The sequence below is a fragment of the Gordonia paraffinivorans genome, assembly GCF_900683595.1.
GTDB lineage: Bacteria > Actinomycetota > Actinomycetes > Mycobacteriales > Mycobacteriaceae > Gordonia > Gordonia paraffinivorans.
This window is the reverse complement of the sequence record NZ_CAACYD010000001.1, coordinates 141,615-154,138: the sequence shown is the minus strand read 5'-3', so window position 1 is coordinate 154,138 and position 12,524 is coordinate 141,615. Positions and strand designations below refer to the sequence as shown.

The window sequence follows — 12,524 nt, the reverse complement described above, 5'->3', positions numbered from 1 at the left end:
AAGAACCCGATCCCGATGATCAGGCAGGAGACCAGAGCGACCACGAACATGACCCAGTAGGCAGGCATGTCGGTGACGTTACTGCGGGAAAACCGCCACCGCAGCAACTCTGGGACTATAGGGGGCCAAGGACCCGGAGGCGGTGGGTAACAAGGACGGACGGGACGCCGGGACCTTCGACGCGGGCGCGAGATCCGTCAGTCGGCGGCGTCGGCGGATGCGATGGCGTCCGCGTACTCGGCGACATCGATCTCCTCCGAGACCACCGCCTTGCGCTCGTAGTACACGTCGCGGTCGATCTCGTCGTCGGCGTTCGCCACGAGCATCGCGACGAAGGTGTCGCCGTTGACGTTGAGGAAGGTGCGGAAGATCCCGGTGAACCAGTCGACGGCGATGAGCAGTCCCACGGCCTCGAGGGGAAGATCCAGCGATGTGGCGAGGAAGGTCGCGACGACGGGGAAACCGCCCGGGACGGTGATCGTTCCCATGTTCAACAGGATCGCCAGTGCCATGCCGAGCGCGATCATCCCGATCGTCAGGTCCACGCCGCCGGCCTGTGCGAGGAACATCACCACGATCATGTAGTTGAGGACCGCGCCGTAGGAACCCATGGTCAGGCCGATCGACAAGGTGAAGTTGGCGACCTTCTGACTGACGCCGATCTTCTCGACGGTGTTCTTCAGGACGGTGGGAAAGGTGACCGCGGAACTGGTGGTGGTGACGGCGATCGCGGTCTGCTCGGTCAGCTTGCCGGGAAGCCGCCACGGATTGAGTCGCGTGCGTGCGGTGACCACGACGACGAACAGGACGAACAGGATCGCGACCCCGAGTGCGGTGGTGCCCAGGTACTTCAATGCCGTTGTCACGACGGAGAATCCGACGTCGCCGGACAGGGGTGCCAGCAGGCAGAACACGCCGACGGGAGCGATGTGCATGACGAGGCGGATCATGGTGAGCACGATCTGCTGGATCTGATCGACGAACGTGAGCACCCGATCGTCGCCGGACTTGGTGATCTGCATGCGCAGGGCCACGCCGAACAACAGGGCGAGCACGATGATCGGCACCATGGTCGCGGTCGACATCGCCTCGACGACGTTGGTCGACACGAAGTCACGAAGCGTGTCCTGCCAACCGGTCGTCTCGGCGGCGTCCTCGGTGAGGGTCGGGTCGAGCGTGCCGTCGAAGACCATGCCGGTCCCCGGCTTGATCAGGGTGCACAGAGCCCACGCGAGAACTGCGGCCACGACGGAGAATCCGATCATCCAGGTGAACGTGCGGACCACGATCCGGCCCGTTCCGGCGCCCGACATCGACGCCGTCGCGACGATGACCGAACTGAGAACCAGTGGAACGATGGACATCTGGATGAGTCGGATGAAGATGTCGCCGACGAACTCCAGGTTCGCGGCCCATTCCCCGACGATCAGGCCGAACACGAGACCGGCGATCGCGCCGATCCCGATCTGTACGGCGGGGTGTTTCAGGACTTTGGGATTCGGTCTCGTCACGTCGTGCGTCCTCGGGTTCGTCATCGGCCTTCGTTCCCGGGGACCGTACGCACGGCGTACTACCCGCACATGTCACAAATTTGTCGTCCAGATTTCACCGCTGGTGAGACGTGCGAAAAGTGTGCCGCCGATGACGGTGACGAGCGCCCTGTGCAGGTGTGCGGCAGACGACCTCACGGCGACAGGGGAGGTCCGACTGCCAGGGCGGTCGGGTACGAGCAGAACGCTGCGGGCGGAATCGTCCCAGGTCACGGTCCTACCTGCCCGATGCGCACCCGGCGCGGAGGCATCGGCTGGCGGCGTTCGGGCGGTGAGCGATCCGCGCGGTACGTGCGGCGACCGGGGTAACGCCCGCCACACGAGCCGCGCGGGTCGCGCGCCGGTGTTCGGTGCACGGAAAACCCACTGGCCGCCGACCCGTATCCTGGATGGGTAAATTCCCGCACCGACCAGGAGAGATCATGCTCGCCCGAATTGACCTGCGCGGTAGCACGCCGACGCTCGCCGAACTGCGTCGCGCGCTTCCCCGTGGGGGCACCGACGTCAATGCCGTCCTCGACACGGTGACGCCGGTGGTGCATGCGGTCGCAGAGAAGGGCACGCCCGCCGCACTGGAGTTCGGGGAGAAGTTCGACGGCATCAGGCCGCCCTCGGTGCGCGTCCCGGCGAAGGTCATCGCCGAGGCGCTCGAGGGACTCGACCCCCAGGTCGCCGACGCGCTGCGCGAGTCGATCACCCGCGCCCGCAAGGTCCACGCCGACCAGCGTCGGGAGACCACCCGCACCCAGGTCGTCGACGGCGGCGTGGTCAGCGAGAAGTGGATCCCGGTCCGCCGGGTCGGCCTCTACGTCCCCGGCGGCAATGCGGTCTACCCGTCATCGGTCGTGATGAACGTCGTCCCGGCGCAGGAGGCCGGCGTCGGATCGCTCGTCGTCGCCTCGCCCCCGCAGAAGGACTTCGGCGGCTGGCCGCATCCGACCATCCTCGCCGCGTGCGCGCTCCTCGGCGTCGACGAGGTGTGGGCCGTCGGCGGCGCCCAGGGCATCGCGCTGCTGGCCTACGGCGGCGCCGACACCGACCAGGCCGACGAGCCCAACGCGGTCCTCGACCCGGTCGACCTCATCACCGGCCCCGGCAACATCTACGTCACCGCCGCCAAGCGGCTCTGCCGCAGCGTCGTCGGCATCGACTCGGAGGCCGGGCCCACCGAGATCGCGATCCTCGCCGACGACTCCGCAGATCCCGGCATCCTCGCCTCCGACCTGATCAGCCAGGCCGAACACGACGTGCTCGCCGCATCGGTGCTCGTCACCGACAGCGTCGAACTCGCCGACGCCGTCGACGCGGCCGTCGAGCAGCAGGCCGCCGCCACCAAGCACCGCGAGCGCGTCGTCACCGCGCTGTCGGGGGAGCAGTCCGGCATCGTCCTCGTCGACGACGTCGAGGCGGGCCTCGCCGTGGTCGACGCCTACGCCGCCGAGCACCTCGAGATCCAGACCCGCGACGCCGCCGCCATCGCCGACCGCGTCCACAACGCGGGCGCGATCTTCGTCGGCCCGTACGCGCCGGTCAGTCTCGGCGACTACTGCGCGGGCTCCAATCACGTTCTGCCCACCTCGGGGTCGGCGCGCTTCGCGTCGGGCCTGTCGGTGCAGACCTTCCTCAAGGGCGTGCACGTCATCGACTACGACGAGGCCGCGCTGCGCGAGGTCGCCGACAAGGTCGTCACCCTCGCCGATGCCGAGGACCTGCCCGGGCACGGCGACGCGATCAAGCAGCGCTTCGCGGGGTCGCGCCGGTGACCGCATCCGACGCCGTGACCGAACGGACCGGCGGGCTCCCCGGCTCGGGCATCACCGTCGACGACCTGCCGCTGCGCGACAACCTGCGCGGCAAGTCGGCCTACGGCGCACCCCAGCTGAAGGTGCCGGTCATCCTCAACACCAACGAGAACCCGCACCCGCCGTCGCAGGCACTGATCGACGGCGTCGCCGCCTCCGTGCGGGAGGCCGCGGCGGAACTGCACCGCTACCCCGACCGGGACGCGGTCGCCCTGCGCACCGACCTCGCGGCCTATCTGTCGCGCGCCGCCGGAGTGCACCTCGGGGTCGAGAACCTCTGGGCGGCAAATGGTTCCAACGAGATCCTGCAACAGCTGTTGCAGGCGTTCGGCGGTCCGGGACGCAGCGCGCTCGGCTTCGTGCCGTCGTACTCGATGCACCCGATCATCGCCGACGGCACCGACACCGCGTGGCTGGTGGCCGCGCGCGCGGCCGACTTCGGACTCGACACCGACTACGCCGTCGCCGAGGTCGCCAACCGTGAACCCGACATCGTCTTCGTGACCTCGCCCAACAACCCGACCGGCGGATCGATCCCGCTCGCGGACCTGCGGCGCATCGTCGAGGCCGCGAAGGGCATCGTCATCGTCGACGAGGCGTACGCCGAGTTCTCGTCGGCGCCGAGCGCCGTCGAACTGATCGACGAGTTCCCGACGAAGGTCGTCGTCAGCCGCACCATGTCCAAGGCCTTCGCCTTCGCCGGCGGCCGCCTCGGCTACCTCGCCGCGGCCCCGGCCATCATCGACGCGATCCAGCTCGTCCGCCTGCCGTACCACCTGTCGGTGCTGACCCAGGCCGCCGCGCGCGCGGCACTGCGTCACGCCGACGACACGCTTGCCGGTGTCGCGAAGATCGTCGCCGAACGCCAACGCGTGGTGGCCGCCCTCGAGGAGGCCGGCTACCGCACGGTCGACTCCGACGCCAACTTCGTGCTGTTCGGGCGCTTCCGGGATACTCCGGCGTCGTGGCAGCGTTACCTCGATGCCGGTGTCCTCATCCGGGACGTCGGGATCGCCGGCCACCTGCGGGTGACCATCGGGCTCCCGCACGAGAACGATGCCTTCCTCGACGTCAGCCGCACGCTCGCATCAACAGATCTGGAGAACTCTCAGTGAGCATCCCCGCGCCTCGCATCGCGAAGGTCGAACGCACCACCAGGGAATCGTCGATCTCGGTCGAACTCAACCTCGACGGGACCGGCCGTACCGACATCTCCACCGGCATCGCGTTCTACGACCACATGCTCACCGCCTTCGGCCAGCACGGCAGCTTCGACCTCACGGTCAAGGCGGAGGGCGACATCGAGGTCGAAGGCCACCACACCATCGAGGACACCGCCATCGTCCTCGGTCAGGCGCTCGGTCAGGCCCTCGGTGACAAGAAGGGCATCCGCCGCTTCGGCGACGCCTGGATCCCGATGGACGAGACGCTCGCGCAGGCCGTCGTCGACGTGTCGGGTCGTCCGTACTGCGTGCACACCGGCGAACCCGACCACATGCTGACCGCGGTGATCGGCGGATACCCGGGCGTTCCGTACTCGACCGTCATCAACCGGCACGTGTTCGAGTCGCTCGCCCTCAACGCCCGCATCGCCCTGCATGTCCGCGTCCTCTACGGCCGCGACCAGCATCACATCACCGAGGCCGAGTTCAAGGCCGTGGCCCGCGCCCTGCGCGCGGCGACCGAATACGACGCCCGGGTGACCGGCGTGCCGTCGACGAAGGGAGCGCTGTGAAGCCCGACGTCACCATCCTCGACTACGGTTCCGGCAACCTGCGCTCGGCGCAGCGTGCGCTCGAACGGACCGGTGCCCAGGTCACCGTCACCTCCGACTTCACCACCGCCCTCGAGGCGACCGGACTCGTCGTCCCCGGCGTCGGCGCCTTCGCCGCATGCATGGAAGGGCTGCGCGCGGTCAAGGGCGAGCGCATCATCGGCCGTCGCCTCGCCGGTGGGCGCCCGGTGCTCGGCATCTGCGTGGGCATGCAGATCATGTTCGAGCGCGGCGTGGAGTTCGGCGTGGAGGCCGAAGGGTGCGGCGAGTGGCCCGGCGCGGTCACCCAGCTGCCCGCCGAGGTGCTGCCCCACATGGGCTGGAACACCGTCGAGGCGCCCGAGGACTCCGTGCTGTTCGCCGGTCTCGACGCCGACACCCGCTTCTACTTCGTGCACTCCTATGCCGCGCAGTCGTGGGACATGGACAACGTCGGGTCGCCGCTGGCGGCACCGAAGCTGACCTGGGCCGAGCACGGCGGACGCTTCCTCGCGGCCGTCGAGAACGGCGCGCTGTCGGCCACGCAGTTCCACCCGGAGAAGTCCGGCGACGCCGGGGCCCACCTGCTGGAGAACTGGGTGCGGGGACTCTCATGACCGACGGCACACCGCGCCGGGACGGGGCGGGGGCGGGTCCGGACGATACTCCGCGGCCGGGCGGCGGTTTCTCGATCGCCAAGCTCGCGTTCTACGCTCTCGGCGCCGGTGTGCTGGTCCTGGCGGTGTGCATCCCGATCATCGTCGTGTGCGCCAACTGGTCCCCGTTCGCCGGTCTGGCCGCCGCGCTGGTGGCGGTGGTCGCGATGATCGCCGCGATCGGTACGGTGGCAAACCGCATGGTCGACCGCGCGCGGGCCGAATTGCTCGCCGCGCAGGACCGGCCCCCGCACTGACTCCGGACCGCCCTCCGAACCCGACCCGATCCCACGATCCGACCCCCGCGAACAGACAGGAACAGATTCACCCATGGGTAGCACCCTCGAACTCCTTCCCGCCGTCGACGTCGCCGACGGGCAGGCGGTCCGCCTCGTCCAGGGCGCGGCCGGCACCGAGACCTCCTACGGCTCCCCGCGCGATGCGGCGCTGGCCTGGCAGAACGACGGTGCGGAGTGGATCCACCTCGTCGACCTCGACGCCGCGTTCGGCCGGGGCGACAACCGCGAGCTGCTCGCCGGTGTCGTCGCCGAGCTCGACGTCAAGGTCGAGCTGTCCGGCGGCATCCGCGACGACGAGTCGCTCGCCGCCGCGCTCGCCACCGGATGCACCCGTGTCAACCTCGGCACCGCCGCGCTGGAGAACCCCGAGTGGTGCGCCCGTGCCATCGCCGAACACGGCGACCGCATCGCCGTCGGCCTCGACGTCATCCGCGAGGGCGACTCCTACCGCCTGCGCGGCCGCGGCTGGGTGACCGACGGCGGCGACCTGTGGGAGGTGCTCGAGCGCCTCAACCGCGACGGCTGCGCGCGCTACGTCGTCACCGACGTCTCCAAGGACGGCACGCTGAAGGGCCCGAACCTCGAGCTGCTCGCCGAGGTCGCCGCCGCCACCGACTCGCCGATCGTAGCCTCCGGCGGCGTGTCGGCCATCGACGATCTCGTCGCGATCGCGGGCCTCGTCGACCAGGGCGTCGAGGGCGCGATCGTCGGCAAGGCGCTCTACGCGGGCCGGTTCACCCTGCCCGAGGCGCTGTCGGCGGTCGCCGGGGTCTGATGAGCGGAACCGAGAGCGCGCTCGACCTCCCGCGGTTGCTCGACACCGCGGGGGCCGTCCTCGACGACGCCGTCGAGATCTTCGTCGACGGCCTCGGTGCGCCGAGCGCGGTCTACAAGGGCGGCAAGGACTTCGCCACCCAGGTCGACCTCGACATCGAGCGCCGGATCACCGCGCAACTGGAGGATCGCACGCAGATCCCGGTCCACGGTGAGGAGTTCGGCGGCGCCGATCCGGTCGACGGCCCGGTGTGGGTTCTCGATCCGGTCGACGGGACATTCAACTACTCGGCGGGCATGCCGCTGACCGGCATCCTGCTCGGCCTCGTCGTCGACGGGGAGGCCACCCTCGGGCTGACCTGGCTCCCGCTGCTCGGCCGCAAGTACGCCGCACACGCCGACGGGCCTTTGCTGGTCAACGGCGAGGCGGTCGAGCCGCCACCCGACCTGGAGCTGGAGGAGGCGGCCATCGCCTATGGCTCGTTCAACGCCAAGGGCGGCGGCCGCTACGCCGGCGACCGGCGCGCCGACCTGTTGAGCGCGTTGAGCTCTCGCGTCGCCCGCATCCGGATGACCGGCAGCACCGGCGTCGACATGGCGTTCACCGCCTCCGGCGTGTTCGGCGGGGCGATCGCGTTCAGCAGGCACCCCTGGGACAACGCCGCCGGCGCCGCCCTGGTCCGCGCGGCCGGCGGCGTCGCCACCGACATCGCGGGGAATCGCTGGACGGTCACGTCGCCGTCGCTGGTCGCCGGCCGGCCCGGCGTCCACGCCGGGCTGATGAGGGTCATCCGGGAAACGGTCGGGGAGTGGTCGGAATCGCCCGACCTCTGAAGAGACGGACACGAGAACAGACGAATGAACAACGAGAACGCGAAGGAGACACGACGATGACGCTGGCGACCCGGGTCATCCCGTGCCTCGACGTCGACGCCGGACGCGTCGTGAAGGGCGTCAACTTCGAGAACCTGCGCGACGCGGGCGATCCGGTGGAGCTCGCCGAGCGCTACGACCGGGAGGGCGCCGACGAGCTAACCTTCCTCGACGTCACCGCGTCGAGCTCGGGCCGCTCCACGATGATCGACGTCGTCAAGCGCACCGCCGACCAGGTCTTCATCCCACTGACCGTCGGCGGCGGCATCCGCACCGTGGAGGACGTCGACGCGATGCTTCGCGCCGGCGCCGACAAGGTCAGCGTCAACACCGCGGCCATCGCCCGCCCGGAGGTGCTCGCCGAGATGAGCCGTCGCTTCGGCTCGCAGTGCATCGTCCTGTCGGTCGACGCGCGCACCGTGCCCGAGAGCTCGGAGCCGACCCCGTCGGGGTGGGAGGTCACCACCCACGGCGGGCGCAAGGGCACCGGCATCGACGCCATCGAGTGGGCACGACGCGGCCAGGACCTCGGCGTCGGGGAGATCCTGCTCAACTCGATGGACGCCGACGGCACCAAGCAGGGTTTCGACCTCCGCATGCTGAGGGCGGTGCGCGAGGCGGTCAGCGTGCCGGTCATCGCCAGCGGCGGTGCGGGCAAGGTCTCCGACTTCGCGCCCGCGGTGAAAGCCGGTGCCGACGCCGTGCTCGCCGCGTCCGTCTTCCACTTCGGCGAGCTCACCATCGCCGAGGTCAAGGAGGCGATGCGAAAAGAGTGCATCACCGTCCGATGAACCCCGCATCCCGCGCAGCACGGCACCAGGCAGGAGAACGCTGATGGCACTCGATCCCGAACTCGCAGCACGCCTCAAGCGGAACGCCGACGGGCTGTTCTGCGCGGTCGCGCAGGAGAAGGGCACCGGCGAGGTGCTGATGGTCGCGTGGATGGACGACACCGCGCTCGAGCGGACCCTCGCCACCCGGAAGGCGACCTACTACTCCCGCTCCCGCCAGGAATACTGGGTCAAGGGCGAGACCAGTGGGCACACCCAGTACGTGCACGACGCCCGGCTCGACTGCGACGGAGACACCGTCCTGCTCGTCGTCGACCAGGTCGGGGCGGCCTGCCACACGGGCAATCACTCCTGCTTCGACACGGAGTCGCTCACCTTCGGGGTCCCGCCGCGACCGGACTCCGCACAATAGTTCTCAACGTGATCACACCCGAAAGGCGGTGACGCTCCATGCCCCTCATCCAGATCTCGCAGACACCCGGACTCTCCGACCGCGTCAAGCGTGAGACGATCGCGGCGGTGACCGAGGCGTACGCCAAGGCCACCGGCAAGAACCCCGACTCGGTCTGGGTGACGATCACCGAAGTGCCGCGTACCCAGTGGGGCGTCGGCGGCGAGCCGCTCGGATGACCGGCGTGACGTCTGCGACGGGGGCTCACACGACGAGCCTCGAGGAGTTCCTGGATCTCGCCCGCGACCATCGCGTGGTGCCGGTGACCCGCAAGGTCCTGGCCGACTCGGAGACGCCGTTGTCGGCGTACCGGAAGCTCGCCGGCGACCGCCCGGGGACCTTCCTGCTGGAATCTGCGGAAAACGGCCGGTCCTGGTCGCGCTGGTCGTTCATCGGCGCCGGGGCGCCGTCGGCCCTGACCGTCGTCGACGGCCAGGCGCACTGGTGGGGTTCGGTGCCCGTCGGCGCGCCGGAGGGCGGCGACGCGCTCGAGGTGCTGGCCGAATCGCTGCGCATCCTCAAGACCGACCCGCTGCCCGGCATGCCGCCGCTGACCGGCGGGTTCGTCGGGTTCATGGCCTACGACATGGTCCGGCGCCTCGAGCGGCTCCCCGAGACCACCGTCGACGACCTGGGGCTGCCCGACCTGATGATGGTCCTGGCCACCGATCTGGCCGCCGTGGACCACCACGAGGGCGCCATCACCCTGATCGCCAACGCGGTCAATTGGGACGGCTCCGAAGAGCGCGTCGAAGAGGCCTACGCCGACGCGGTGGCCCGGCTCGACCGCATGACCGCGGCTCTCGCCGCACCCGCGCCGTCGACTGTTTCGGTCTTCGACCGGCCGAAGCCGGACTACACCGCCCAGCGCACGCTGGAGGAGTACAGCGGGATCGTGACCAGCCTGGTCGGCGAGATCGAGGCCGGCGAGGCGTTCCAGGTGGTCCCGTCGCAGCGTTTCGAGATGGACACCGAGGCAGACCCGATCGACGTCTACCGCGTCCTGCGGGCCTCGAACCCGAGTCCGTACATGTACCTGCTGCGGATGCCGGGCACCGAGGCCGACAGCGACACCGCTGCCCCGGACGCGATCGCCCGCAAGCCGTTCACCATCGTCGGCAGCAGCCCGGAGGCCCTCGTGACGGTCTCCGACCGGGTCGCGACCACCCACCCGATCGCCGGCACGCGCTGGCGCGGCGCCACCGAGGAAGAGGACCAGCTGCTCGGCAAGGGCCTGCTCGAGGACGAGAAGGAGAACGCCGAGCACCTGATGCTGGTGGACCTCGGTCGCAACGATCTCGGCCGGGTCTGTGAGCCGGGCACCGTCAAGGTGAGCGACTACCGCCACATCGAGCGCTACAGCCACGTCATGCACCTCGTCTCGACCGTGTCGGGCACGCTGCGTGCGGACAAGCACGCGCTCGACGCGGTGACCGCCTGCTTCCCGGCGGGCACGTTGACCGGCGCCCCGAAGGTGCGCGCGATGGAGCTGATCGACGAACACGAGAAGACGCGGCGCGGCCTGTACGGCGGCATCGTCGGCTATCTCGACTTCGCCGGCAACGCCGACACCGCGATCGCCATCCGCACCGCCCTGCTCGCCCGGGGCAAGGCCTACGTCCAGGCCGGTGGTGGCGTCGTCGCCGACAGCCAGCCCGAATATGAATACAACGAGGCCCGCAACAAGGCCACCGCGGTCCTCAACGCGGTCGCCGCGGCGTCCACGATGCGCCGGGTGGGCGAGCCCCCGGCAGGGGAGAACCCGTGACCACTGCCGACCAGCCCGCCGATCAGTCTGCCGAGCCGTCCGCGGCCACACCGTCGCGGCGGCCCCAGATCATCGCCGCGATCCTGATGGCGGCGACCGCCGCCGCGTTCTGGGGGGCGAGTCGGCTCACCTGGGCCACCGTCTCCGCCGAGGACGGGCTGTCGCCCCAGCGCGCCTTCGACGTGAAGGGTTCGGACTGGAGTCCGTGGCTGACGCCGCTCGCGCTGGTCTACCTGGCCGGCATCATCGTGGTGCTCGCGGTGCGTGGATGGGCGCTGCGCGTGGTGGCGATCCTGGTGGCCGCCGGCGGTGTGCTCGCGGCCTTCCCGGCGATCTCGCTGCTCACCGGCGGTGGTGACTCCGACTACGCCGCCGACGCCGGAGACATCCCCGACCGCTACGTCGTGCTGTTCGTCGACACCAAGGCTCCGGCGGCACTGCTGGTGCTTCTCGGCACCGTGTGCAGCGTCGCCGCCGGAGTGATGCTGCTGAGGGTGGCCCGGGGCGCGGTCTCGACGTCGAAGTACACGACCCCGGCGGCGCGCCGGGAGAAGCTCGAGAAGGAGATCTTCGCCGAGCACGAACGCCGCAAGAAGGCCGAGGCACAGGCGAAGGCCGCTCCCGATGCCGCCGAGGACACCGCCGCCGGTGACGACCTCGCGAAGTCCCGTGAGGCGAACGAGCGCATGATGTGGGACGCTCTGGACACCGGTATCGACCCGACCGACCCGTCGGACACCGACGACCGCTGACCGGGGGACCCGCGCGCTGACCGGGGGCGCCTGCGGATGGCAGACATCACATCCGGCCGCCGATGCGACAAGGCGCAGGTATCCCTTGACACGGCGCCGTGGACGGTGTCTCGGCGTCCGGGATCGGCCAACCCGCCGGAGGCCCGCGCGGCCCTCCGGTCTACCCTGAGATCACACGACTAGCGAAAGGGAACGGAGTCGCTGTGAGCATGCCCAACGTTCTCGCGTCGATCATCGAGGGAGTCAAGGCCGACGTCGCCGCGCGCGAATCGGCGATCGACTTCAACGCGGTGAAGGCTGCCTCGGCCAAGGCTCCCGCTCCCCGGGACGCCATGGCGGCGCTGCGCCAGCCGGGTATCGGTGTGATCGCCGAGGTCAAGCGCGCCAGCCCGTCCAAGGGGGAGCTGGCGACCATCGGCGACCCCGCCGACCTGGCCACGGCCTACGAGGAGGGTGGCGCCCGCATCGTCAGCGTGCTGACCGAGGAGCGTCGCTTCCACGGCTCGCTGGCCGACCTCGACGCGGTCCGCGCCGCGGTCGACATCCCGGTCCTGCGCAAGGACTTCATCGTGGGGCCTTACCAGATCCACGAGGCCCGCGCCCACGGCGCCGATGTCATCCTCCTGATCGTCGCCGCGCTGGAACAGAACGTCCTCGCGTCGCTGCTCGACCGCACCGAGAGCCTCGGGATGACCGCCCTCGTGGAGGTCCACACCGAGGAAGAGGCCGACCGTGCCCTGGAGGCCGGGGCGTCGGTGATCGGCGTGAACGCCCGCAACCTCAAGACCCTCGAGGTCGACCGGGACACGTTCGCCCGGATCGCCCCCGGTCTGCCGACCGAGGTCATCCGCGTCGCCGAGTCCGGCGTGCGCGGCACCGCCGACCTGCTCGCCTATGCGGGCGCGGGCGCCGACGCCGTCCTGGTCGGCGAGGGACTCGTCACCAGCGGCGACCCTCGTGCCGCGGTGCGTGAGCTCGTCACCGCCGGTACCCACCCCTCGTGCCCGAAACCTGTTCGCTGACAACGATGCAGGGGCCGTGTCCGGTCCGTGTCG

Annotated in this window: 14 protein-coding genes; 13 read left to right on the top strand and 1 reads right to left on the bottom strand. The window is 70.0% G+C overall.

The genetic code is table 11. The annotated features are described in order from the left end of the window. Positions 1-197: 197 nt before the first annotated feature. Positions 198-1,511 carry a dicarboxylate/amino acid:cation symporter gene (locus tag E1P53_RS00520; protein ID WP_230824780.1) on the bottom strand — a complete coding sequence of 438 codons (1,314 nt, stop codon included), beginning with the start codon at positions 1,509-1,511 and terminating at the stop codon, positions 198-200. A gap of 461 nt (positions 1,512-1,972) precedes the next feature. Here E1P53_RS00520 and hisD point away from each other — a divergent pair, with 461 nt between their 5' ends. The 13 genes from hisD (at position 1,973) to trpC (ending at position 12,491) form a co-directional block, all read left to right on the top strand. After that, the gene (gene hisD, locus E1P53_RS00515) at positions 1,973-3,313 is read left to right on the top strand and encodes a histidinol dehydrogenase (protein ID WP_131733165.1); all 1,341 of its coding nucleotides are present in this window, start codon (positions 1,973-1,975) and stop codon (positions 3,311-3,313) included. Next, positions 3,310-4,467 carry a histidinol-phosphate transaminase gene (locus E1P53_RS00510; RefSeq protein WP_131733164.1) on the top strand — a complete coding sequence of 386 codons (1,158 nt, stop codon included), beginning with the start codon at positions 3,310-3,312 and terminating at the stop codon, positions 4,465-4,467. Before hisD ends, E1P53_RS00510 begins: the two co-directional genes overlap by 4 nt. Continuing rightward, positions 4,464-5,087 carry an imidazoleglycerol-phosphate dehydratase HisB gene (gene hisB / locus E1P53_RS00505; protein ID WP_109239285.1) on the top strand — a complete coding sequence of 208 codons (624 nt, stop codon included), beginning with the start codon at positions 4,464-4,466 and terminating at the stop codon, positions 5,085-5,087. The genes E1P53_RS00510 and hisB overlap by 4 nt, the downstream gene beginning before the upstream one ends. Beyond that, positions 5,084-5,722, top strand: a complete 639-nt coding sequence (hisH, locus tag E1P53_RS00500; protein WP_006899563.1) for an imidazole glycerol phosphate synthase subunit HisH — start codon at positions 5,084-5,086, stop codon at positions 5,720-5,722. The genes hisB and hisH overlap by 4 nt, the downstream gene beginning before the upstream one ends. Further along, positions 5,719-6,018: a hypothetical protein gene (locus E1P53_RS00495; RefSeq protein ID WP_006899564.1), complete on the top strand. Its 300-nt coding sequence runs from the start codon at positions 5,719-5,721 to the stop codon at positions 6,016-6,018. The genes hisH and E1P53_RS00495 overlap by 4 nt, the downstream gene beginning before the upstream one ends. A gap of 73 nt (positions 6,019-6,091) precedes the next feature. Next, entirely contained in the window at positions 6,092-6,835 is a 744-nt protein-coding gene (priA, locus tag E1P53_RS00490; protein WP_006899565.1) for a bifunctional 1-(5-phosphoribosyl)-5-((5-phosphoribosylamino)methylideneamino)imidazole-4-carboxamide isomerase/phosphoribosylanthranilate isomerase PriA, read from the top strand. Next, positions 6,835-7,668 carry an inositol monophosphatase family protein gene (locus E1P53_RS00485; protein ID WP_109239284.1) on the top strand — a complete coding sequence of 278 codons (834 nt, stop codon included), beginning with the start codon at positions 6,835-6,837 and terminating at the stop codon, positions 7,666-7,668. Before priA ends, E1P53_RS00485 begins: the two co-directional genes overlap by 1 nt. A gap of 56 nt (positions 7,669-7,724) precedes the next feature. Beyond that, on the top strand, positions 7,725-8,498 hold the full coding sequence (gene hisF / locus E1P53_RS00480; protein WP_131733163.1) for an imidazole glycerol phosphate synthase subunit HisF: 774 nt from the start codon (positions 7,725-7,727) through the stop codon (positions 8,496-8,498). 43 nt (positions 8,499-8,541) lie between these two features. Next, positions 8,542-8,910: a phosphoribosyl-AMP cyclohydrolase gene (gene hisI / locus E1P53_RS00475; protein WP_006899568.1), complete on the top strand. Its 369-nt coding sequence runs from the start codon at positions 8,542-8,544 to the stop codon at positions 8,908-8,910. 38 nt (positions 8,911-8,948) lie between these two features. Beyond that, positions 8,949-9,128 (top strand): tautomerase family protein, encoded by a 180-nt coding sequence (locus E1P53_RS00470; protein ID WP_005196179.1) that lies wholly within the window; start codon positions 8,949-8,951, stop codon positions 9,126-9,128. After that, positions 9,125-10,717 carry an anthranilate synthase component I gene (locus tag E1P53_RS00465; protein ID WP_131733162.1) on the top strand — a complete coding sequence of 531 codons (1,593 nt, stop codon included), beginning with the start codon at positions 9,125-9,127 and terminating at the stop codon, positions 10,715-10,717. Before E1P53_RS00470 ends, E1P53_RS00465 begins: the two co-directional genes overlap by 4 nt. Beyond that, entirely contained in the window at positions 10,714-11,469 is a 756-nt protein-coding gene (locus E1P53_RS00460) for a Trp biosynthesis-associated membrane protein (protein ID WP_131733161.1), read from the top strand. Before E1P53_RS00465 ends, E1P53_RS00460 begins: the two co-directional genes overlap by 4 nt. Before the next feature lie 203 nt (positions 11,470-11,672). After that, a complete protein-coding gene (gene trpC, locus E1P53_RS00455; protein ID WP_040526513.1) occupies positions 11,673-12,491 on the top strand; it encodes an indole-3-glycerol phosphate synthase TrpC in 819 nt (272 codons plus the stop codon). Positions 12,492-12,524: the final 33 nt, after the last annotated feature.